The 19,949-nt window shown below is 70.2% G+C and carries 25 protein-coding genes; 12 read left to right on the forward strand and 13 right to left on the reverse strand.

The annotated features are described in order from the left end of the window. From ACFV57_RS12690 to ACFV57_RS12700, 3 genes are all read left to right on the forward strand, one after another. A partial coding sequence (locus ACFV57_RS12690) for a DUF6283 family protein (RefSeq protein ID WP_385229509.1) occupies positions 1-411 on the forward strand: 411 nt, incomplete at its 5' end. After that, a complete protein-coding gene (locus ACFV57_RS12695; RefSeq protein WP_385229512.1) occupies positions 408-1,121 on the forward strand; it encodes a hypothetical protein in 714 nt (237 codons plus the stop codon). The genes ACFV57_RS12690 and ACFV57_RS12695, both read left to right, overlap by 4 nt. A gap of 2 nt (positions 1,122-1,123) precedes the next feature. Beyond that, positions 1,124-2,392, forward strand: coding sequence for an integrase (locus ACFV57_RS12700; protein ID WP_385229515.1), 1,269 nt, complete (start codon positions 1,124-1,126; stop codon positions 2,390-2,392). A 72-nt stretch (positions 2,393-2,464) separates the two neighbouring features. Here the strand turns inward: ACFV57_RS12700 and ACFV57_RS12705 are convergent, their stop codons facing one another. Beyond that, positions 2,465-2,662 carry a hypothetical protein gene (locus tag ACFV57_RS12705; protein ID WP_385229518.1) on the reverse strand — a complete coding sequence of 66 codons (198 nt, stop codon included), beginning with the start codon at positions 2,660-2,662 and terminating at the stop codon, positions 2,465-2,467. Positions 2,663-2,959: 297 nt separating this feature from the next. On the opposite strand from ACFV57_RS12705, the gene ACFV57_RS12710 reads away from it, so the two are divergent. After that, a complete protein-coding gene (locus tag ACFV57_RS12710; RefSeq protein ID WP_385229521.1) occupies positions 2,960-3,352 on the forward strand; it encodes a hypothetical protein in 393 nt (130 codons plus the stop codon). Between the two features lie 265 nt (positions 3,353-3,617). Here ACFV57_RS12710 and ACFV57_RS12715 read toward each other — a convergent pair whose 3' ends face one another. Next, entirely contained in the window at positions 3,618-3,962 is a 345-nt protein-coding gene (locus tag ACFV57_RS12715) for a hypothetical protein (RefSeq protein ID WP_385229524.1), read from the reverse strand. Positions 3,963-4,510: 548 nt separating this feature from the next. Between ACFV57_RS12715 and ACFV57_RS12720 the strand changes: the two genes are divergently transcribed. The 3 genes from ACFV57_RS12720 to ACFV57_RS12730 all read left to right on the forward strand — a co-directional run bounded on the left by ACFV57_RS12720 (position 4,511) and on the right by ACFV57_RS12730 (position 5,786). Continuing rightward, the gene (locus ACFV57_RS12720) at positions 4,511-4,978 is read left to right on the forward strand and encodes a hypothetical protein (protein ID WP_385229527.1); all 468 of its coding nucleotides are present in this window, start codon (positions 4,511-4,513) and stop codon (positions 4,976-4,978) included. Beyond that, positions 4,975-5,265, forward strand: coding sequence for a transcriptional regulator (locus tag ACFV57_RS12725; protein ID WP_385229530.1), 291 nt, complete (start codon positions 4,975-4,977; stop codon positions 5,263-5,265). Before ACFV57_RS12720 ends, ACFV57_RS12725 begins: the two co-directional genes overlap by 4 nt. Before the next feature lie 227 nt (positions 5,266-5,492). Continuing rightward, the gene (locus ACFV57_RS12730; RefSeq protein WP_385229533.1) at positions 5,493-5,786 is read left to right on the forward strand and encodes a hypothetical protein; all 294 of its coding nucleotides are present in this window, start codon (positions 5,493-5,495) and stop codon (positions 5,784-5,786) included. A gap of 287 nt (positions 5,787-6,073) precedes the next feature. Here the strand turns inward: ACFV57_RS12730 and ACFV57_RS12735 are convergent, their stop codons facing one another. The 4 genes from ACFV57_RS12735 to ACFV57_RS12750 all read right to left on the reverse strand — a co-directional run bounded on the left by ACFV57_RS12735 (position 6,074) and on the right by ACFV57_RS12750 (position 8,294). Further along, positions 6,074-6,247, reverse strand: coding sequence for a hypothetical protein (locus ACFV57_RS12735; protein ID WP_385229536.1), 174 nt, complete (start codon positions 6,245-6,247; stop codon positions 6,074-6,076). A 292-nt stretch (positions 6,248-6,539) separates the two neighbouring features. Beyond that, positions 6,540-7,142 carry a hypothetical protein gene (locus tag ACFV57_RS12740; RefSeq protein ID WP_385229539.1) on the reverse strand — a complete coding sequence of 201 codons (603 nt, stop codon included), beginning with the start codon at positions 7,140-7,142 and terminating at the stop codon, positions 6,540-6,542. Positions 7,143-7,157: 15 nt separating this feature from the next. Further along, positions 7,158-7,835, reverse strand: a complete 678-nt coding sequence (locus tag ACFV57_RS12745; RefSeq protein ID WP_385229542.1) for a hypothetical protein — start codon at positions 7,833-7,835, stop codon at positions 7,158-7,160. Positions 7,836-7,913: 78 nt separating this feature from the next. Continuing rightward, complete coding sequence (locus ACFV57_RS12750) at positions 7,914-8,294, reverse strand: hypothetical protein (protein ID WP_385229544.1); 381 nt, start codon at positions 8,292-8,294, stop codon at positions 7,914-7,916. Between the two features lie 16 nt (positions 8,295-8,310). Here ACFV57_RS12750 and ACFV57_RS12755 point away from each other — a divergent pair, with 16 nt between their 5' ends. Further along, the gene (locus ACFV57_RS12755; protein ID WP_385229547.1) at positions 8,311-8,946 is read left to right on the forward strand and encodes a S8 family serine peptidase; all 636 of its coding nucleotides are present in this window, start codon (positions 8,311-8,313) and stop codon (positions 8,944-8,946) included. Between the two features lie 10 nt (positions 8,947-8,956). On the opposite strand, the gene ACFV57_RS12760 is transcribed toward ACFV57_RS12755, so the two are convergent. Genes ACFV57_RS12760 through ACFV57_RS12770 form a run of 3 tightly spaced genes read right to left on the reverse strand, consistent with a single transcriptional unit; the run spans position 8,957 to position 10,015 of the window. Continuing rightward, entirely contained in the window at positions 8,957-9,484 is a 528-nt protein-coding gene (locus ACFV57_RS12760) for a hemerythrin domain-containing protein (RefSeq protein ID WP_385229550.1), read from the reverse strand. Further along, positions 9,453-9,764, reverse strand: a complete 312-nt coding sequence (locus ACFV57_RS12765) for a hypothetical protein (protein ID WP_385229553.1) — start codon at positions 9,762-9,764, stop codon at positions 9,453-9,455. Before ACFV57_RS12765 ends, ACFV57_RS12760 begins: the two co-directional genes overlap by 32 nt. Positions 9,765-9,781: 17 nt before the next feature. Further along, positions 9,782-10,015 (reverse strand): hypothetical protein, encoded by a 234-nt coding sequence (locus tag ACFV57_RS12770; protein WP_385229556.1) that lies wholly within the window; start codon positions 10,013-10,015, stop codon positions 9,782-9,784. A gap of 261 nt (positions 10,016-10,276) precedes the next feature. On the opposite strand from ACFV57_RS12770, the gene ACFV57_RS12775 reads away from it, so the two are divergent. Both ACFV57_RS12775 and ACFV57_RS12780 read left to right on the forward strand, forming a co-directional pair. Then, positions 10,277-10,630, forward strand: a complete 354-nt coding sequence (locus ACFV57_RS12775; RefSeq protein ID WP_385229559.1) for a hypothetical protein — start codon at positions 10,277-10,279, stop codon at positions 10,628-10,630. Positions 10,631-10,949: 319 nt separating this feature from the next. Next, a complete protein-coding gene (locus tag ACFV57_RS12780) occupies positions 10,950-12,110 on the forward strand; it encodes a methyltransferase domain-containing protein (protein ID WP_385229562.1) in 1,161 nt (386 codons plus the stop codon). A 117-nt stretch (positions 12,111-12,227) separates the two neighbouring features. Here the strand turns inward: ACFV57_RS12780 and ACFV57_RS12785 are convergent, their stop codons facing one another. Then, entirely contained in the window at positions 12,228-12,584 is a 357-nt protein-coding gene (locus ACFV57_RS12785; RefSeq protein WP_385229565.1) for a hypothetical protein, read from the reverse strand. Positions 12,585-13,191: 607 nt separating this feature from the next. Between ACFV57_RS12785 and ACFV57_RS12790 the strand changes: the two genes are divergently transcribed. Continuing rightward, a complete protein-coding gene (locus ACFV57_RS12790) occupies positions 13,192-13,455 on the forward strand; it encodes a hypothetical protein (RefSeq protein ID WP_385229568.1) in 264 nt (87 codons plus the stop codon). A gap of 12 nt (positions 13,456-13,467) precedes the next feature. Then, positions 13,468-14,298, forward strand: a complete 831-nt coding sequence (locus ACFV57_RS12795; protein ID WP_385229571.1) for a helix-turn-helix domain-containing protein — start codon at positions 13,468-13,470, stop codon at positions 14,296-14,298. 359 nt (positions 14,299-14,657) lie between these two features. Here the strand turns inward: ACFV57_RS12795 and ACFV57_RS12800 are convergent, their stop codons facing one another. The 3 genes from ACFV57_RS12800 to ACFV57_RS12810 all read right to left on the reverse strand — a co-directional run bounded on the left by ACFV57_RS12800 (position 14,658) and on the right by ACFV57_RS12810 (position 19,874). Further along, a complete protein-coding gene (locus tag ACFV57_RS12800) occupies positions 14,658-15,527 on the reverse strand; it encodes an IS5 family transposase (protein WP_385229574.1) in 870 nt (289 codons plus the stop codon). Between the two features lie 124 nt (positions 15,528-15,651). Continuing rightward, a complete protein-coding gene (locus ACFV57_RS12805; protein ID WP_385229577.1) occupies positions 15,652-16,197 on the reverse strand; it encodes an AAA family ATPase in 546 nt (181 codons plus the stop codon). 443 nt (positions 16,198-16,640) lie between these two features. Beyond that, entirely contained in the window at positions 16,641-19,874 is a 3,234-nt protein-coding gene (locus tag ACFV57_RS12810; protein ID WP_385229580.1) for a PDZ domain-containing protein, read from the reverse strand. Positions 19,875-19,949: the final 75 nt, after the last annotated feature.

The following is a 19,949-nucleotide window of genomic DNA, read 5'->3' on the forward strand; positions in this document are numbered from 1 at the left end:
GCGCGGCCGTGCAGCGGAGCCGAGCCGTGCCCGTGGCGGCGCGACGCCCCGCCCGGCCAGTTCCCGGCGGAGGCGTACCGGCACTCGGCCGCGACGTCGCGGCCCGGGACCGACCGGCACTTCGGCTGCCACTCCGGCCGCCCCGGGCAGCCCCAGATGTGCGCCGGGTGGCTGCTGCGCGGGGCTGAGCACCACGCCGGTGTCCAGCAGCAGCTCGCCGACGGCGCCTTGGCCCGCCCCGTACTGCCCGCCGGGATGGAGCTGTACGACTCCTACGCCGACATGGCCGTCGCCAACGGCGTCGACCGCGACGACCCGGCCCTGACCGGGACCGGCGCCCCGGAGCCCGCGCGCGCCGCGGCGGCCTGCGTGCCGCCTGCCGGCGACCAGCCGCAGGAGGACCCGCGATGAGCGCCAAGACCGGCTCCCGCCACGCCGGGCCGCCGACCGCCGCCCGGCCCGCCCCGGCCACGAGGGCACGGCCGCTGCCCGCTCCCTGCGACCCGGGCCGCACCCGGGTCGCGGTGGCGGCGCTCAAGCGCCAGCCGCGGTTCGCCGCGTGCGCCGCACAGGTCGCCGGGCACCTCGCCGTCCTGCCCGGCACCGACCTGCTCGGCTACCAGACCCCGACGGAGATGACCGCGGAGGAGGTGCCCGCCGTGCTCGGGGCCGACGCCGAGGTGCTCTTCGCCGCCGGGCACAGCTACGACTCCCGAGGGATCGACAACTTGTCGCCGGACAGTTTCGTCGGCACCGAGCTGGCCTCCGTGGCAGGACCGCTGCGCGCGCCGGTGCTGGTCGCCTTCACCTGCTTCGGCAGCAGCCGCCGCTTCCGCGCGGCCCTGGCCGCGCTCCGGCCCGCCGATCTGCCGCCGCTGACCCTGCTGGCGTGCGACGACAACGCCCCCTACGACCACGAGTCGCTGTTCGCCCCGCTGATTGAGGCCCTGCTCACCGACGGGCAGCCCGCCCGGCCGTGGCCCGCGCGGCTGCGCGCGGCCCTCGCCACCACGCTGACCAGCGGCGACGTCCCCAACCGGCAATGGGACCGCTGGGATGTCTACACCGTGCCCGGCACCGCCCCCGCCCGCCCCCGTCCGATCCCGCACCAGGAGCCGTAGCCATGTCGACCGACCTCGTGCCCGCCGCCGTCGGGGCCGCCCCGGCCGTCCGCCGCCGCGCGGAGCCGGACGTGCGCACCGCCACCGGCACCCGGCTGACCGCCGCGGCCGCCCGCCGGCTGGCCGACTCGGTGCCGAAGAACTCCCACGACGCCCGGGCGTCGCGCTGGCGCTCCTACCGCGACTGGTGCGCCGCCTACGGCTGGGCCCTGGACGAGCCCAACGCGGTGGTCTCCTACCTCGCCGACCTGGCCGACCGCGGCCACCCGGCCCAGACCCTCGAGGCCCACCTGGGCACGCTGCGGGCGCTGCGCGCCGTCAAGGAGGCGCCGCTGGGCGACGCGGAGGTCAAGGCGGCCCTGCGCATCGTCAGCCACCGTGCCGGGGAGGAGGCCGACGACCCGGACCTGGAGCCGGGCCCGCTGCAGGCCGACGCCGTCGACCTGGACGAGCTGCGGCTGATGGTGCGCAAGCTGGACCGCACCACCGTGCGCGGCAAGCGCGACGCCGCGGCGATGCTCATCGACTTCTGGATGGCCGGGCGGGCCAGCGAGCCCGCCCGCCTCAACCTGCACGACGCGAAGATCACCACCGTGAAGATCAAGGACGCGACCGGTACGAAGGTGCCGCGCCGGGCCCTGATCATCAAGGTCCGCCGGTCCAAGGCCGACCAGCACGCGCGCGGCCAGGAGGTGCGCATCCTGGCCCCCGGCGAGCAGGAGCTGTGCCCCATCCACGCCCTGGAGGAGTGGCTGCAGGTGCTCGCCGACGACGGCCAGCTGACCGCCGGGCCGCTGCTGCGCCGCATCGACCGGCACGGCAACATCGGCGCCAAGGCCGCGGGCCGCCTGACCCGCGATGCGCGGCGCCGCGGCGGCATCACCGCCGACACCGTCAACAACATCATCAAGGCCGCCGCCCGCGCCGCCGGGCTCACCCCCACCCCCACCGCCGAGGAGCGGGCGGCCGCCGCCCGGGCCAAGCAGGAGGCGTACGCGGCCGCCGCCCAGGCCCCCACCGCCGAGCAGGCCAACGCCGTCCTCAAGACCTGGCGGGCCGGGGTGCGGGCCGCCCGCCGGGCGGTGCGCCGCATCACCGGCCACTCCATGCGCCGCGGCTGGATCCAGGCGGCCCTAGCCGCCGGCGCCCCGGCCGAGGTGGTCGCCGCCCACTCCCGCCACTCCCTGCGCAGCTCGGCCTTTGACGCCTACCGCAAGAAGACCATCCCCTGGAGCCAGAACCCGACCTTGATCCTCGGCCTGGCGGCCTGAGCCCGGGAGGCGGGCCAGCGGGACGGGCCACACATCACCTCGCCGTGGCGGTACGAGAACCGCCTACCGGAGTTACCGGCCCGACCCTGCGGGCGGGAGCTCGCTCTCGCTGAGCTTGTGCAGCCAGTGCAGCATCCGGAAGCCGCGCTCGCTCTGCTCAGCATTTCCCCAGAGCGCGGCCGAGGACGCTGCCAGGGTGAGTGCCACAACGGTGCCGAACATGACCATCTGCGGGCCGGTGAATGCATGGGGTTGGCTTGGGGTGTCCATCGATGTCCTTCGTGTCGGAGGGTGCAGGGGCTCCAGCGCAGGAGCCGCGCGGGCGCGTCGTGCAGAAAGCGCGTCGAACGCCCCTTGCGGGCAGGCGGGGGCCGCTGCCGCCGCTCCTGGCGGCCCGTCCCTCTAGGACCTGTCCGGGCGATCATGACGCGGTTACCCTCGCCTTGTAACTGACCACGCCAGCTCCGCACCAGACTGAGAACCAGGACACCACTTCGTGACCCGGACGCCTGGCCAGCACTCTCCGCGCTGGCCAGGCTGCACGGGGACCGGCAGGTCGACCTCCTCGTGGTCGAGGCGGACGGCATCGCCGGATCGGGGCTGTCGCTGTCCGTCGGGGCCACGCCTGACGACTACTGGGCGGAGATCGGATTCGACTCGGGCAAGGAAGCCCTGGAGTCGGTCACCATCGCGGCGCGGACCGTCGCACTGACCGGTCCTTCCGGCCGTTGGGGCTGCTGGGGCGAACGGGACCCGGAGGTCGCCGTCGTCCGAGGCTTCCCGGACCAGGCCGCACGCCACGATTGGCACGTCCGGTACGGGCCGTGCGCCGACGCGGCCGGCGCGCTGGCGTCCTGGCTGCCGCAGGTTTTCGGCAACCAGCGCGTCCCCGCCGCCTATGCCGCCGAGTTGGCCGCCAACTACGGTGCGCCGCGCAGAAACCGGGACTCTCCTGTGTGATCTTGCGTCACCCGATGCCCTCGGGTGAGGCCAGCGGGCTGGCCGGCAGCCGGGTGTTCTCCTCGAAGATTTCCTCGGCCCGGCGGTAGGAGAGCCGGACCCGGCCGGTCTCGGGTCTAAGGAACAGCGATGCTCGGTCGGGGCGGCGGTGACACACAGGGTGGAGCCCTGCCTGTGTCGTACGGGCCACTCGCCTACGTGTTCACGGGGACCGTCACTGTGGCCTCGGTCCGCCTGTGGCTCAAGCCCTGACGATCAGGTTCCGTTAGCGGGCTTCCAGCTCTTCGGCCCGCTTCGTGAGCCCCGCCGCGATGTCGTCCCAATCCGGACCGTGCAGCCACAGGTTCTCCGCGGCTTCCCGCAGAAGAGCCGGCTCGTCCGGCCTCTGCAGCAGCACGAGCCGATAGGCGAGATTGCGAATCCGCACCGGGAGCTGACCGTCGACCACGTGCGGGCACAGCTCCCGCAGCATCGACAGAATCGCGTCCGCATCAGCGAACGTCAGCTCTTCGACGAAGTAGTGCTCGCGATGCTCCTGACCGCACGCCGGTATCGGACGGTACTCATCTCCGTAAAGACACCGGGCGTGCTCGGTCAGCGTGCTGTGCATGCGCCGAAGCCTACGACGTCATGATCATGTACTGCGCTATCTGTGCGGAGGCAGGTTGCGGAGGTCGGCCCACAGGCGTTCCAGCTTGGTCACTGCACGCTCATACGCTCCAGCCTCGGAATCTCCGGTGACAGCTTGAGCGCGTAGACGACGAGCCTCGTCCCGAGCCTGGACAAATGGTTGGTGCCCCACCTCGAACGATCTGGAGTCCGGTGCCCAGTCGGCAGGGAAGCCGACTGCCTGGGCAATGGCGTCGTGCCGATACCGGGCGTCGTCAGTGAGGTTCATCCCCATAGTCTCCCTTGGCTCCTAGGTTTGAAGAACTGTCTCGGCCCGACGGTTGTGAGAGATGTCCTGCGGGAGCCGGCCTGGGCAAGCCGTTCGGGACTGACTTCCCAGCACGCGTCTCGCAATTCCTCCGGAGCGGCGTCCCCTGGGGTGCTTCTGCGTCGGGTATCCCGGTCGGAGCAGTGGCCGCGGCAGATCCGGGCGAGGCTTGCGACCAGGATACTTGCCATGACGGCAAGTATCCTGCGATTCTTTCCATCATGGAAACCAACTCGGGCAATAGTCGGATGCCGCCGGATTCGGCCCGCTCCGCCCTGGACTCCGTCGCCGCCTCCCGGGCCCATGCGGCCACCCACATCGCGGCCCCGTGGTGGTACCACGTGGGCCTGGGTGCCGCGGTGGCGCTCGTCTTCTTCTCCATGAGCCTGCGGGAGGCCTCCTGGGCGGTCTCCGTGTTCGTCGTCGTGGTGCTCGGCCTCGACTACGCGGTCCGGCGGGCGACCGGCGTCTCCTATCAGCGGTTCACCGCCACGCTCGGCGCCATGAGGATCTTCGGCGGGTGGATGCTCGCCTTCGTCCTGCTGGCCGCCGTCGGCATGTACCTGGAGTGGGGGGCCGGTGTGCAGTGGGCCATCGCCGTGACCGGCGGTGTCATCGGCGTGCTCACCGCGGCCGTGGGGTTCCGCGTTGACGCGGTCGCCGGACGCGACATCCGGGCCGGACGATGACCGGCGCGGCCTTCGACGAGGTCATCCACGCACCGAACCGGCTGCAGATCTGCAGCATGCTCGCCGCCGTCGACGCCATGGAGTTCTCCGTCGTCCGCGAGGCGCTGGGGGTCAGCGACTCGGTGCTGAGCAAGCACGTCAAGGTCCTCCAGGAGGCGCAGTACGCCTCGGTCACGAAGGACCGCCGGCGCGCCTGGCTCGCGCTCACCTCGACCGGCCGGAAGGCCCTCGCCGGACACATCGCCGAGCTCCGCCGCATCGTCAAGCAGGCGGAAGCTGACCGCTGATCCGCGCCTGTACAGCACAACTCTCGGCATACGCCGGAGACGGGCACCTTGTCCCGGTAACGTCGTCGGCACGGTGACCACGGTGGCCTGGCCCGCGGCGCAGCGCCGCTTCGCGGCGCCGGCCGGGCGCCCCCGGTCCGGTACAGCCCCGACGGCGGCCTGGCCCGCGGCAAGCTCCTTGAACCGGCTGGCCACCGGCCGCACCGCACCGGAAGGGAAGACGAACCATGCAAGAGGCTGCACCGCCCGGCGGCACGGCCGCCGGGGAACTCGCCGACGCCCTGCGAGAGCTGATCGCCTGGTACCCGGTGGACCCGCCGTGGTCCGAGCCCGCCGTCACCCTCACCCTCGCCGGGCCCGAAGGCGAGCGGTATGCCCTCGACCTGCGTCCCGGCGCGGCCGCCGTGCTGAGCCAATTGGTACGCACCCAGACGATGACGTGCGAAGGGGAGACGGTGGACGGTTCGGCGCGGTGCATGCACTGCGACGGCCGCGGCCGGCAACACCCCGCAACGGCCTGACCGCCACGACAGCGGTGGGCGCCAGGGCGTTGAGTTCCGCCGGCGACTGGGCCCGGCGGCGGCAGCATCGGCCGGACGTCGTCGCGCCGCCGGGCGCGTCCACTCTACGCGGGGCGGTGATCACCAGCTGAGGCAGGATGGGCCACCGCCGATGCGCAAGGGGCAGCAGTACGCTCTGGGGCGGCGATCCTCAAAGCGTGGGCCCACCACCTGATCGAAAACAGCGCTGAGACTATGGCCCAGGCGACGTCGGCCATGTCTGGGTCCTCACTTTGATAGAGCCAAAATCACCGATCCCCATCAACTTCGGTGGCGTCGCAGCGGTGGCAGCGTGCGGGCCCGGTGGCCGGATAGTCGTGCTCGGGGTAGGTGGTCTCGTCGTCGGGACGGCATTGATCGGTGATCTCTGGGTGGCTCATCTTGGTGCCACCCACGGGCGGCATGTAGGCGGGGTACGCCATGGTCGGTGTCCTCACTGTTCAGTGGTGCGATCGATGGCAGCACGGAAACGGGGAGCAGTTCCTCGGTCATCACCTAGCCCGTGGGCGCTGGTATGCCGGGTTCTCCGGGTCGTACTGAGCTGTATGGGCAGGGCCATGCTCGTGGGCCACTGGAGACCACAACTGCGCCGCGCCCGAGCGCCCACGCCGGGGCGCGCGGTTCCTTGCCGCAAACCCCCGGATATGCCCTCACCTGAGTGCCGGCCGGGTACAGGGCGGTGAACTCGTCGGCGGATGGGTGGTGGGGACCTCCTCATTCTTCGGTGTGCGCGTTCTCGCGGGCATGGAGGTAGGCGGTGATCCGCTCGGCGTCGTGGTGCATGAGCGCCGCCAACTGCGCGCCCGCCCACAGTGCGAACGTCAGCGCCATCTCCCGCGCGTCCTCGACCTCGTGGCCGTCGCGGAGGTAGAGCAGGTAGGGCACACCGATCCGGGCGAGGCGCTCCGCCCCGGCAGGCTCCGGGGGACGGACAGCCAGGTCCTCGGCGACGACCGACAGGATCTCGATCGCGGTGGGTCCGGCTGGATGGCTGTGCTGCTGGGCCTGGCACACCTGGTCGCCGAAGTCGCGCAGCCACAGCTCCATGCGGGCCCGGTCGCCGAGCTGCTGGAAGAGGTAGGCGACCAGATCGACCGCCAGCTGCTCGGTCAGCAGCAGGGAGTCCTCGCGCAGCGTGCCGTTCGCCTGCCAACTGTCCAGCGTGGCCGTCAGGGCGCGGTGCATCTCCCAGTTGGGCTCCTGCGGCCCGTTGGCCGGGAAGTGATCGGCGGCGTAGTCGAGCGCGGCCGTCTGGATCAGGGAGAGCGCGACCTTGTGCGGTCCGGGCCGGGGGGTGGTCTCACGATCGTGGGTCACGGTGTCCGGGCCTTCCTAGAAGGGGGGTTCATCGCTGTAGCCGCCGACGGCCCAAGGATCGCCACTGGCCGTCTGCTCGGTGCCGTCCGGCCAGGGCTGGTGGCGCGTGAGGCGGATCATCGCCTCGGCGATGGTGGGGCCGACGCCGCTGCCGACCTCGGTGCCGTCGTACGAGGCGGCGGTCACGATGAACGCCTCGTCCTGCGGCTCGGTGACGACATCCCCGTCCTCGTCGACGCGGCCGCGCACCCCGGGGTCGAAGCGCAGGGTCACGGTGCCGCCGTCCCGGAGCAGTTCCTCGACGTCGATGCGTTCCCCGTGGCGGTCCACCAGCGCGGCGGCCGGGACCAGCGCGGCGACCAGAGTGTGCCGGTTCGACAGGAGCTGGGTGCGGCCGGTGGGCCACCGGGCGGCGTCATCGACCAGCTGCCCGAGCTTCTTGCGGGCGGCCAGCAGCGGCCACACCGGGCAGTCGGCGGCCGGCTCGGCGACCTCGGCGAGCGGTACCAGCGCCGTCCACTGCGGTCGGCCATCGGCAAAGCGAGCGATCAGTGTGACGGTGCCGTTCCTGGCGGCGCCGACCAGCTCGCTCCAGCGCTTGCGGGTCTCCTCGATGCCCAGCGGCGGGCCCCACCGGTGCACGAGTTCCTGGTACAGGGGCGGTGCGTCGTGGATGTCGTACGGCTCGGGCACGCAGCCCTCCTCTCAACCCCACGAAGCGTAAGGCGCCTTGCATCTGAAGTGCAAGGCGCCTTACATATCTCTCGCTCGCTAGTCCCTGACCCGCTGGCGCCACCGGGCGCCTGCCTTCACCTGCCCGATCAGGTAGCGAATGCCTTGATTGTCGTCTGGGTTGGTCCAGAGGCTGTTGCCGAAGACCGCCGTGGCGTGCGCCGTCTCGCCCAGCTGCCACCAGGTCAGACCCAGGCCGTGCAACGCCCGGTGGAAGGGGCGGTTGTCCAGTTCGCTCCAGGCCAGGACGCCGGTGAAGGACGGCGGCAGCGACAGCTCCGCCACGGCCACGGCGGTCTGGTAGAAACCCAGGGCCTCGGACAGTGCGGAGGTGTCCTGCTCGGCGCGATCGAGAGCGTCGCTGCCCAGGTGCGCCCAGCAGTCGACCTGCCGCGGGTCCTCTCGGACGGCCGCATCCAAGGCCGTGCGGTAGACCGTGCGGTCTCCGCTGCGTTCCCGCAGATCGAGGGCGCGGTCGACCGGCGGGTCGGCGTCCCCGAACTACCCGGCGGCCGAGCCCGGCGTCCTGGCCGTGGGCGCCGTCGGATCCGGCGGGAGGATCTGGGAGGACTCCAACTACGGTCCGCATGTGCTGCTCGCCGCTCCCGGCGAGAAGATCGGCTCCGTCGGCCGCGGCCAGTCCTACCGGTACACCAGCGGCACCTCGGACTCCACGGCCTACGTCTCTGGATTGGCGGCCCTGCTGCGGGCCAAGTACCCGCAGCTGTCCGCCGGGCAGATCGCCAACCGCCTCACCGCGACCGCACAGCGGCCGTCCGGCACCTCGGACGGTGCTCCGGACGCGTACTACGGGTACGGCGTCATCCGCTCCCTGGACGCTCTCACCGAGTACGTCCCGGCCGCATCACGCAACGGTCCGCTCGTGGCCCCGCAAGCCCCGGCCCAGGAGCAGCCCGCCGACGGCAACACGCAGCCGGGCTGGCCGACCCTCAGCATGGGTAATGCAGGACGAGGCTGGGCGGCACACAAGTTTCCCACCGCCCTCCTCATCCCGGCAGTCAGATGGCCGAGTCGGCAGTGCTGGACCACGGCATTGCCCAGGAGCCGCTGAAGCAGCCGAGTCAGCGGATGTCGCCGAACATCCGGACACTGTCGCTGGTCGGGGCGTCAAGGACGCGCAGGGCGTAGTTCAGTGATCGTTCCTCGGCAGAGAAGTGGGTCTTCATGACGGACTTGATGGTGTTGATCTGCTTGAGCAACCGCCGTGGAGAGCTTTCCGCGGAGTCCAGACTCTTCTGGAAGTCGTCGAGGAGCTGCGCGAGGACCTGGTGATGTTGGGTGAGACTGGTGATCGCGGGTTCCAGCTCCGGCATCTGCTCCAGCAGGGTTGGGAAGAATTCGGCATCTTCGCTCCTGTGGTGCTGCCCCAGCGCGGAACAGAAGTTGTAGCAAAAGCTCCGCAGGTCGGGCGAGAGCGTCTGGGTGCGTGTGCCGTTGCGGATTGCGTCTCGGGCCTCCTCCAGGGCCTTCTCCAGGCGGTGATGAACGCTTTGCAGCTCACGGTTCCAGGCGGTGATGCGTTCGCGTGATTTGACGAGCTCCTTCTTCCGGTGGTCATCACCGGCCGGTGCTTCGGGCCATTGAGTCATGCCAACTCCTCCGGGTTTTACCATTTTTGATTAGTTCGGATAGCTGACGCAGCAGCTGTTCGTGCCAGTTGGCGTCTGCTTGTAGCCGGACGAGGCGGCGCCGCGTGGTGAGCGACTCCGCCATCGTCAGGCAGCGGGCGATCACCCGGGTATGGGCTTCGTGCTCCGTGCCGGTCGGCTTCAGCGTCGTAATCCGGGCCTCGATGATGGTGGGCAGGTCAGCGAGGTGATCAGGGTCGAGCCGGGCGAGGTTGAGGTCGAAGGGGGCGGGATGCTGCACGATCTCGCTCAGGCCGCTCAGCCGGAGCGGGACAGGGGCTGCGCGTCGGACTCGGTGGTCCGCCACACCTTGCGTTGCGGGTACGAGTCGACCTGCTCCGTCCGTTCCTTCTCGATCAAGCCCTCTGCCGTCAGGCGTCTGATGGCTCCGCGGAGCCTTCCGATCGTGATGTCGGTCCACGGGTCCAGGTGCTCCTCCTCGGGCAGGAGTCGAATCTGGTGGCCGTGCATCGGGCCACGTTCGGACAGCATTCCGGGGATGAAGATGCCCACCGGTGACACACGACTACTCTTGCAAGAGTATGGCCCCTCGTGCAAGGTGTGGCGGGAATGGCGGTCGGGGCTTGCGGCGCAAAGTCCTGCTGTGCGCCGCCTCCGGCTGGGCCCTCGATAAGCCCAACCCGCCACCGTCGCTGCCCTCGGTGACGCGCCGGCCGCGGTCCTCAAGCGCCACGCCACCAGCGCCGCGTACGACGCCGAGCCCTGGCTTATGCCCTGGTCGGCCACTGCCCGGTGCTGCCGCACCTGCTTCGCGCTGCCGAGGCCTCCCGCTTACTGCTCCTGGAGTACCTACCCGACGCGGCCGACTGGACGGCCGACACAGCCGCCGCCCTGGCCGGAGCCGCCGCGGCTGTCCACGCCGCCCCGGCCATGTTCGATCCGGCACCCGCCGGGGCGTTGGCCAATTTCCGCCTGGACGGCCTCGCCGCGGCCTCCGCATCTGCCTGGATCGGCGACCCTGGCGCCCGGCACACCGCCGTGTCCCTGTGCGTCGACGTGCACGGGCCGCATCCATCGTCGTCGGCCACCTCGGCCTCAAGTCCGAACACGTCCGCCACCGCCGCGGCGAGCGCGCTATGCGCCTGATCGACGTCGAGACCCTGTGCCTGGACCTCACCGGCCTGATCCCCCCGCCGCGGTTGGGCGGCCATAACAAAGCTGCGCTCGTCACCTTGGGAACGCTTGTGCTGAAATGCTCTGGCGCGCCCAGGACCCGGATGCTCCGGCCGGTTGCCTCTTCCGTATCCCCCTCCGGATGCGGGACACTACGGCCTGTCACGATGGTAAGAAGTGCGGGAAGGAACAGGATGGGACGGCACGGAGACGGCAAGGGCGGGTCCGACGGAGACAAGAAGCAAAGCCCGAAAGAGTCGGACGGCCAGTGGTCCAAGCCAGTCCCGCCGAAATGACCGGACCCGACCGGCTCGTTGCGGCCCTGGAGGCCAAGGGCGTCGTGCTCGGGGACTGGAGGGAAACGGTCCGGACCGTGCGGCGTGAACTGTTCTTGCCGGACGCCATAGAAATTGATGCCGAGGTGCTCAGCCGCCGGGACGACCCGCAGACATGGTCGGCCGCGGTCTATGACGACGTGGCCATCACCACGCAGGTCAACGACGGTGCCCCGATCACAGGGGACGAATACCGGCTGCCGACGTCGAGCACTTCCATGCCGTCCCTGATGCTGGAGATGCTCTCGCTCTTGGACCTCAAGGAGGGGCACCGCGTCTTGGAACTGGGAGCAGGCACCGGGTTCAACGCGGCCTGGCTCGCCCACCGGCTCGGTGACCCCCACGTCGTCTCTGTCGACGTGGACCCAGCCCTGGTCCACCAGGCGCGCATCAACACCGGACGGGCCGGAGTGCGGCCGCTCATCGAGTGCGCGGACGGGGATGCGGGCTGGCCTGCTCGTGCTCCGTACGACCGCGTAATTGCTACCTATACCGTGCCTGAGGTGCCTTACGCCTGGGTGTGCCAGTCTCCACAAGGACGGATCGTCACGCCCTGGGGCGGGTCATTCTTCAGTCACTCCTACGCCGTCCTCGATGTCCACGACGGCTGCGCCCAGGGCCGCTTCGCCGGCTACCCGGCCTTCATGCGTACCCGCAACCAGCGGCCCCCGCGCGGATACCTCCGTGATTTCCTCCACCACCAGGAATACGCCGCCGACACGCGCACCACCCTGTGCCCGCGAAGCCTCATTTCCAACGCCGACGCCCTGTTCTACACCGGCCTTGCTCTGCCCACCGTCTGGTACCTGCCCGTTGATGCCGACGACGACAGCGGCGAAACCACCGTCTGGCTTCTGGCCGACGACCGATGCTCCTGGGCGGCCGCCGACTATGTCCCCGGCGCTGACGACTACTTGGTCAGCCAGTACGGGCCCCGTCGGCTGTGGGACGAGGCCGAAGCGGCCTACCAAGCGTGGCAGGACCTGGGCCGGCCCGACCGCGACCGCGCCGGCCTGAGCATCAGCCCTCGCGGCCAATACGTCTGGCTGGACACTCCGGACCACGCGATCACCGGCCGCCACGGCGCGCCCCTCACGCACTCCGGCTGGATGCGCTGACCCCGACGTCGATGGTGCGGGTGTACAGGGGGCCCAGAGGCTGTGGCTGCTGGGCGTCGAGGAGGTGGTCATGCGGGCATCCCCTGGATCCGGTCGGCGAGGGTGTGACCGTCTCGCTCAGGTAGGGCGCGCGGCGGTGAGCAGGGTCCGGCGGCTGTGCAGGTAGTCATCGAGGTGCGTCAGGCCCTCGTTGCGGAGGGGCGGCCACGTCGAGCGGGAGCCGCAGACGGGGCAGGGCGCAGGTGATTTGAGCGGTGCCGGGGAGCTCGGCGGGGGGAGTTCCTGGCACAGGTACAGCCGCTGGTGGCACAGCTCGTGCAGCAACTGCTGTGCCAGGATCGCCGGGTGGGCGAACGCGCGCTCAGACAAGAGCACGTGCTCGGGCCGGGCGTAGCACGAGACGCCGATGTTCATACGGCCGGCGGGCAGCGGCAGGTAGGTCACCGGCAGTGTGGTCAGCAGCGCAGTCCACACCGGGACGCGTTCGGCGATCTTGCTCAGTGTCCTGCCGATCGTGCGGTGCCGGGCTGCTTCGCTGGCACTCCCGGTTCCGGGACCTGGACTGACCGGTACCCACAACGACGAAGGGACGACCGGCCGTGGGGCGGGTCGTCCCTTCGTGGGCAGGTCACGGGCCAACGTGAGACTGCCGTTTCTCCCCGATCAGCCTGCTGAGCCAGGAGCATCCCGGGAGCACGCCAGATGTCGGCGTTCCTGCATCGTCGCAGGGAGCAACCTCGGCGACAAGAAGCCAAGGGACGAAGTGAGATGAGTAAGTCCACCGTGAAGGGGCGCACTTTTGGCACTGTGCGCCTGCTGAGGTGACATGGCTGGTCAGCGATTGATGCAGTCTGTCTCACCTCAACGGTATGAGAAGTCCGCGGGGCGGAGCCTCTATCAGAGCCTGATGCGGACGCGCATCAATTCCGAGGATCGGTCCGGGGGAGGCCTGCCAGGGTGACACGATGCTGTTTGCTCACGGTGGGGCCAACTGCAGTGAGCAACAAGCGTGCTTGAGCCAGGAGCGCACTCCGATGGGCCGTGACATGCGGCACCGGACGACCCCGAAAAGAGCGAACCTATGTCTGAGCGTCATCACGCATGCGTTGCGTGTACCGTTTCCACCACCAGGCGGCTGGGAGGCGGCGAAGCCGCCGTCATCGTGACCTTTCTCATTACCGGTGGCGCTCTCGCGCTCACCGGGATGCCGATTAACCAGATCCTTCCACTTCTGTCCGAGACCGGACTGCTCGCCGTAGCCCTTACCGCGGTCGCTGGTATCAGTCCGTTGCGCAGTCTTCGCCGCGCAGTGCGCGCCGCGCTGACATCCGGAAGCCAGCACTGAACGAGCATTGCCATGGCACGTCCGGAAAAACCCCTCGGTATGAAAAGTCCCTTGGTAGAGCTGGCGGCGTATCTCCGGGAAGGGCGCCGCAGCAGCAGGCTGACCTACTCGGAGCTCGCCGGCCGGGCCGGGGTCGTCAGCGCCACAACGCTGCAACGTGCAGCCTCCGGCCAGCGTCTGCCGCGCCGGGATGTAGTCCGCGCGTACGCGCACGCCTGCAGACTCGACATCAAATACGTTGACCGCCTCTGGGAAGCCGCCTACCACGAGAAACAACGACTGACGCGAGGTGCGCCGCCCCCACCGGCGATCCCTCCGAAACTGGTTAACAGTCTCGCCGACCTGAGCAGTGCCTTGGTAGCCCTGCACGCGAAAAAAGGGGCCCCCAGTATCAGGCTCATGCAATATCGCGCTCGCCAGCACGCCACCGAATGCACACCGCTGTCTACATCCACCCTCCACCGCATACTGAACCGCGCAGCCGTACCAACATCAAAAGGAAGGCTCGACGCATTCCTGATCGGCTGCGAAGTTTCTCCGGAGCAACGCAGTCTCTGGGAGCGAGCCGCCGCACGGGCCCGGCGGCGTCACCGAATGGAAACCGAACAGATCAGACACGCCATGGCCGACCTGGAGGCACAGCTCGCCGAAGGAGCTCAAGAACGTCTCTCTGCCGATCGAGCGGCCCAACTGCTGCGCGAAGCTGACTTCGACCCCACCGAGCCTTACCACGGCTTCAACGCCCCGTGGACTGCTCGGTGCCGGAAGTGCCGGAGGATCCAACGTGTGAGGCTCTCAACAGTGACCCAGGAGCGCGGCGGCTGCCGAAACTGCCGCGGATGACGCATGGACCGCTGTTGTCAGTCCGCGTGAACGGATACGGGCGGTGCCGTCAGTAATCGCCCCGGAGGGGCAGCAGGAGCGCCGGTGCCCCCAGTCTCCGGGGTGCACCGCCACGTGGAGCTTCTCGTCGGGGCATGGCACCCTTCGGAGGCCATGGGTGGGCTGGAGACCACGGTGCTCACCGTATCGGGGGGCATCTCGGCAACTGCCTCCACGGCTGCGCACAAGGTGGTCTCCAAACGGTCGTGATCTTCCTCGGGCGGGTACATCTCTGGCTGTGACGTTGTTCTCCTGTCTTTCCTCAGCCCACTGACTTGACCGCAGCCAGAATGACACGCAGGGCTGACACTCCCAGCAGGTCACAGCCATTCGTTGATCGCGGCGATGAGAACAGCCGCCTCCAAGCGGACCGCGAGCTTGTCGAACCGGGTCGCCACCGCCCGATTCCGCTTGAGCCGGTTGATGCCGCACTCGACCGAGTGACGGGCCTTGTAGTCCTCGCGGTCGAAGGCTGGAGGCCGCCCGCCAGCCGTTCCCCGGCGCTTGCGGTGGCCGGCCTGATCGGCAGGCTCCGGGATTGTGCAGCGGATCCCGCGCCGGCGCAGATACGCACGGTTCGCGCGTGACGAATACGCCTTGCCACCCCGCACCCGCAAGGGACGGACCCGGGGGCGGCCCAGCCCGAGACGGGGAACCCGGATGGCTTCCAGCACGGCCGTGAACTCCGGGCTGTCTCCCCGCTGGCCTGCTGTGACCAGCAGCGATAACGGTTTCTGCCCTTGCTCGCAGGCCAGGTGTATCTTCGTGCTCCAGCCTCCGCGGGAGCGGCCCAGGCCATGGTCGTCGGGTTCGGTCCGATGGCCGCCCGGCGGTTCCTTCTGGCCCCGGCCGTCCCGCCGGGCACCGGCCGCGTGCTGATGGGCCCGGCAGATCGTGGAGTCGACGTTCACGTCCCAGGTGATCAAACCGGTGGCGTCCGCCCGGGCCTGCAGCCCGGTCAGGACTGCCGACCAGACACCTTCGCGCTGCCAGCGGCGGAAGAGCCCATAGACCGTCTGCCACGGACCGTATTCGAATGGCAGATCCCGCCACAAAGCACCAGTCCTCACCCGCCAACGGATCCCGTCGATCAACCGTCGCCGGCCAACCGACGGCCTGCCCAACACCGCGACCGGCAACAACGGCCCCAGTACCGCCCACTGGTCACCTGAAAGATCCCCTCGCCCCACACCAAGATCATCACGGCACGAAGCGAGACACGGGCCCCAGTTCTAAAACACGGCCTAGCTCACGCCAAGACCCGTCAAGACGGCGGATGACCGCAGGCCATCACCGCCACCACCACAGCGTGCCCTACCGGCCCGGGCCCACGCCGACACGGTTCAGTACCTGGTCGGCCAGCTCCTGCGGCGACAGTTCGCCGTCCAGGAACACCGTGTCGCTGGGCAGGGTGCCGGCCGCGGCCATGCACGGTTCGATCCTGTCCTTGCACCAGCGCCGGACCCGCTCGTCCTGCTCGGGGTCGTCCGGGGTGAAGCTCCGGCCGTCGATCCGCTTTTCCAGGACCTCTCGGGAGACCTTGAGGAAGAAGTGGTGGACGGTGATGCCCGCCTCCTTCAACGCGTCGAAGATCTCACCGACATACCCGGGGCTGACCAAGGTCATGGGGACCAGAACCGAGCGGCGGTACTCCTCGACCAGGCCCACCGCCAGGTCGGCGACCTGCCGACGCCACAGCCTGAGATCCTGGAAGTCTCCGGTCGGCACCTCCACGATCTCCCGCAGCACATAGCCGACCATCTCCGGGTCATAGACGAGTGCCTCGGACCAGCGCGGACGCAGCTCGTCCACCAGGGTGCTCTTCCCACTGCCGAACGCACCGTTCACCCAGACGATCAACGCGATCCTCCCGCCCCGTCGCCATGCCCCGCGTCGGGCCCGGCATGTCGGATCAGCATGCCCGGCGACTTGGGTGGGGCCAAATTCCATTGACAGAGCATGCCCGAAAGATCGCGAAGTGGGGCCGAATCCCACTGTCAAGCGGGGCCGTTTCACGCTGTCGAAGCCAAGGAAGTGCTCTTCGACCCGCCGAGGGGCCTGGCTGGCTTGTTCCTCGCTCTAACGCGAGGCTCCCGAGGCCGGGGCGGTCCAGGTATCCGCCCCAGCGCCGGCCGGCGCCAACACCTGACGGCGGCGGCCATGCGTCCATCACCACGGGAACGGGCCCGCCCGCACGCCCTGAGCCGAGGGCTCGAAGACCCGAGCGAAGACAGACGCGACGGTCCCGCCTTCGAACAGTCCATGCCGAGCCGACCGGCCCGGCATGGACTGCCGCCTAAGAGCTAGGGGCGGCCCGGCAGGGAGGGGAGTGCGGGTGGGAACTTCGCCGGCGTGTGGTGCAGTGTGGTGAGTGCGAGCCGGATCGCTTCGTCGAGTTGAGGGTCGAGCCCGGCCGCGTGGTCCTGCGGAGTGTGGAGGATCTCGACGTCCGGCTCGACGCCGTGATTCTCGACGCCCCACTCGAATCCGTCGAACCAGGGCGCGTACTTGGGCTGGGTGACCAGGGTGCCGTCGACGAGGTGGTAGCGGGAGTCGATGCCGATGACGCCGCCCCAGGTGCGGGTGCCGACGACCGGGCCGATGCCGAGCGCCTTGACGGCGGCGGTGATGATGTCGCCGTCGGATGCGGAGCATTCGTTGGCGAGGGCGACGATCGGGCCGCGCGGAGCGTCGCGCGGGTAGCTGTACGGCTGGGCTCCGCGGGGCAGGGTCCAGCCGATGACGCGGCGGGCCAGCTTTTCGACGACGAGCTGGGAGGTGTGGCCGCCGGAGTTCTCCCGTACGTCCAGGAGCAGGCCCTCGCGGGCGACTTCGAGGTGCAGGTCGCGGTGGAGCTGGGCCCAGCCCGAGCCGACCATGTCGGGGACGTGGAGGTAGCCGAGCCGGCCGCCGGATGCCGCGTGGACGTAGGCCCGCCGGTCGGCGACCCAGGCGTGGTAGCGCAGGGCACGGTCGTGGGGGATCGGGATGACGACGGGGTGGCGCGGTTCGCCGCCGTCGGCGGGGCGGATGGTCAGTTCGACGGGCTGTCCGGCCGAGCCGACCAGGAGCGGGGCTGGTCCGGTGACGGGGTCGACGGGCCGGCCGCCGACGGCGGTGATGGCGTCACCTGCGTGTACGGCGACGCCGGGCGCGGCCAGGGGGGAGCGGGCGTCGGGGTCGGAGGTCTCGGAAGGCAGGATGCGGTCGATGCGCCAGGTGCCGTCCGCGTGCCGGGAGAGGTCGGCGCCCAAAAGGCCCTGCCGGGTGGCCTTGTTGTAGCCCCAGGGCGGGGAGACGTAGGCGTGGGAGGTGCCCAGTTCGCCCTGGACCTCCCAGAGCAGGTCGACGAGGTCGTCGTGGGTGGCGATGCGTTCCAGCAGTGGGCGGTAGCGGTCCAGGACCGAGTCCCAGTCGAGGCCGCCGTGGTCCGGGCGTCCGAGGTCGGGGTGCCAGTAGTTGTCGCGCATCAGCCGGCCGGCCTCGTCGTACATTTGGCGCCATTCGGCGGCCGGGTCGAGCATGTGCCGGATGCGGCTGAGGTCGACGCTGATGTTGGTGTCGCTGTCCTCGTCCTTGGAGGGGCGGCGGTCGGCCGGGACCAGGCGCAGTTTGCCGTCCGAGCGCACCAGCAGGCGCTTGCCGTCGCCGGTGACCGCGAAGGAATTGACGTCGGAGCCGATCTCCTCGCACGTGCGCTTGTCGAAGCTGTAGCGCTCCAGCGTGGTCTTCGGGGCGTCGGCATCGGGGGTGGCCCGGGCCGCGCCGAGCACGCCGCGCAGCGGGTGGCGCAGCCAGAGCAGGCCGTCCTTGGCCGCGCGCAGCGCGGAGTACTGGGCGGCCTCCACGGGGGCGGGGATGATCCGGTCGCTGAGCCCTTCGAGATCGACAGCGGTGACGGGCACGTCGCTGTCCTCTTGCGCCGCGTCCTCCTTTTCCGGCTCTATGGCGCGGCCGGTGCGCTGCGGGCCGAAGGGGGACGGGGTGGTCGCGGCGAGGGTGATCAGGTGCGGGCGGCAGGCGCCGATGAAAGCCAGGTCGAAGACGTGGGCGTCGTAGACCGGGTCGAAGGACCGCTCGGACAGGAACGCCAGGTGTTTGCCGTCGCGGGTGAAGGCCGGGGAGTAGTCCCGGAAACGCAGCGGCGTCGCGTCACAGACCACTAGGTCGGCGGTGTGGGCGAGCTTGATCTGGCGCAGCGGCAAGGGGCCGGGGTGGGACCAGGCGAGCCAGGCGGAGTCCGGTGAGAAGACCAGGCCGGTGGCATTGCCGTGCTCGCTGCGGTCGACCTCCCGGACGGTCCCGGAGGCCAGGTCCACCAGCAGGACGCGCCCGTCGTGCGCGCAGACGGCGGCGTGGCTGCCGTCGGGAGCGACGGCGAGGCCCAGCACCCGGCCCAGCTCTCCGGTGCCCAGGCGGCGCGGCATGGTGCCGTCCGCCGTACCGGTGGCGGGCGCCAGCTCCAGTCCGTCCTCGCCGTCGGCGTCCGTCACCCACAGCACGTGCTCCTGCCCGTCCAGGCGGAAGGTCCGCGGCAGCCGGGCCCGTACGCCGGGCTGTGCGGCGAGCGCGCGGGCCGGGCCGTCGCGATGGGTGAGCCAGTGAATGGTGCCGCGGACGGTGACGGCGCTGCCGCACCCGCTGTGGTCGGGGGAGACCGCGGTGAGGTGGTACTCGGCGGTGACGGGGCGAGGGGTGAGGTCGGTGCGCTGGCCGCCGAGCCGGATGTCCAGCCGCCGGGGCTGGGCCCCGTCGAGATCTTCCAGCAGCCACAGGTCACCGGCGGACATGTAGATGACGCGGGTGCCGTCGGTTGCGGCGTGGCGGGCGTAGAACTCGCCGAGCGGGGTGTGCCGGTGCAGGTCCGTGCCGTCGGGGCGCGAGGAGTACAGGGCGCCGGTTCCTTCGTGGTCGGAGAGGAAGGCGATGCGTCCCCCGGCCCACAACGGGCACTCCAGATTCCCGGCCAGGTCTTCGTGGCGGCGTACGAACTCACCGTCGCCCGTGTGGTCGATCCACAGCTTGCCCGCTGTGCCGCCCCGGTAGCGCTTCCACGCTGAGGCATCCCCGCCGCCCATCCCGGCCGATCTCAGCAGGACCTGCCCGTTGGGCCCGTAGGCCACGTCGCCGACCGGGCCGTAGGGAAGCCGGCGGGCCGGCCCCGCGTCGAGCGGCACCGCATAGGCCCATTTGCGGCACCAGGCGGGCTGCGCGTGGGCGCTGATGGCGACGATGTCACCGTCCGGCGTCCAGCCGCCCACGATGGCCCGGCCGCCCCAGTAGGTGAGTTGGGTGGCCGGCCCGCCGTCGAGGGGGGCGGCGATTACCTCGTATACGCCGTAGGCGCCGGTGCGGGTCGAGGCCCAGGCGACGTGGGCGCCGTCCGAAGAAATCCGCGGACGCATGACGGGGCGGTTGTCGGCGCTCAGCCGCCAGGCGCGGCCGCCGTCGAGCGGGGCGATCCACACGTCGTCCTCCGCCGTGAACGCGACCAGGTCGCCGTGCAGATGCGGAAACCGTAGGTAGGCGCCGGTCATCGGGCACCTCCGGCCGGTGACCGGCGGTCCGCGTATCCGCCGGTGAGAGCAGTGTCGATCCGTGCCGGGCGGCCG

The sequence above is a fragment of the Streptomyces sp. NPDC059788 genome (assembly GCF_042732265.1).
Taxonomy (GTDB): domain Bacteria; phylum Actinomycetota; class Actinomycetes; order Streptomycetales; family Streptomycetaceae; genus Streptomyces.

What these genes read in the sequence shown, in the direction of transcription:
- ACFV57_RS12725 (WP_385229530.1), top strand. Translation starts at nt 4,975, where the DNA reads ATGACCGGCGCGGCCTTCGACGAGGTCATCCACGCACCGAACCGGCTG.
- ACFV57_RS12780 (WP_385229562.1), top strand. Translation starts at nt 10,950, where the DNA reads ATGACCGGACCCGACCGGCTCGTTGCGGCCCTGGAGGCCAAGGGCGTC.
- ACFV57_RS12735 (WP_385229536.1), bottom strand. Translation starts at nt 6,247, where the DNA reads ATGGCGTACCCCGCCTACATGCCGCCCGTGGGTGGCACCAAGATGAGC.
- ACFV57_RS12705 (WP_385229518.1), bottom strand. Translation starts at nt 2,662, where the DNA reads ATGGACACCCCAAGCCAACCCCATGCATTCACCGGCCCGCAGATGGTC.
- ACFV57_RS12700 (WP_385229515.1), top strand. Translation starts at nt 1,124, where the DNA reads ATGTCGACCGACCTCGTGCCCGCCGCCGTCGGGGCCGCCCCGGCCGTC.
- ACFV57_RS12790 (WP_385229568.1), top strand. Translation starts at nt 13,192, where the DNA reads ATGTCTGAGCGTCATCACGCATGCGTTGCGTGTACCGTTTCCACCACC.
- ACFV57_RS12715 (WP_385229524.1), bottom strand. Translation starts at nt 3,962, where the DNA reads ATGCACAGCACGCTGACCGAGCACGCCCGGTGTCTTTACGGAGATGAG.
- ACFV57_RS12770 (WP_385229556.1), bottom strand. Translation starts at nt 10,015, where the DNA reads ATGCTGTCCGAACGTGGCCCGATGCACGGCCACCAGATTCGACTCCTG.
- ACFV57_RS12695 (WP_385229512.1), top strand. Translation starts at nt 408, where the DNA reads ATGAGCGCCAAGACCGGCTCCCGCCACGCCGGGCCGCCGACCGCCGCC.
- ACFV57_RS12760 (WP_385229550.1), bottom strand. Translation starts at nt 9,484, where the DNA reads ATGACTCAATGGCCCGAAGCACCGGCCGGTGATGACCACCGGAAGAAG.
- ACFV57_RS12795 (WP_385229571.1), top strand. Translation starts at nt 13,468, where the DNA reads ATGGCACGTCCGGAAAAACCCCTCGGTATGAAAAGTCCCTTGGTAGAG.
- ACFV57_RS12720 (WP_385229527.1), top strand. Translation starts at nt 4,511, where the DNA reads ATGGAAACCAACTCGGGCAATAGTCGGATGCCGCCGGATTCGGCCCGC.
- ACFV57_RS12810 (WP_385229580.1), bottom strand. Translation starts at nt 19,874, where the DNA reads ATGACCGGCGCCTACCTACGGTTTCCGCATCTGCACGGCGACCTGGTC.
- ACFV57_RS12730 (WP_385229533.1), top strand. Translation starts at nt 5,493, where the DNA reads ATGCAAGAGGCTGCACCGCCCGGCGGCACGGCCGCCGGGGAACTCGCC.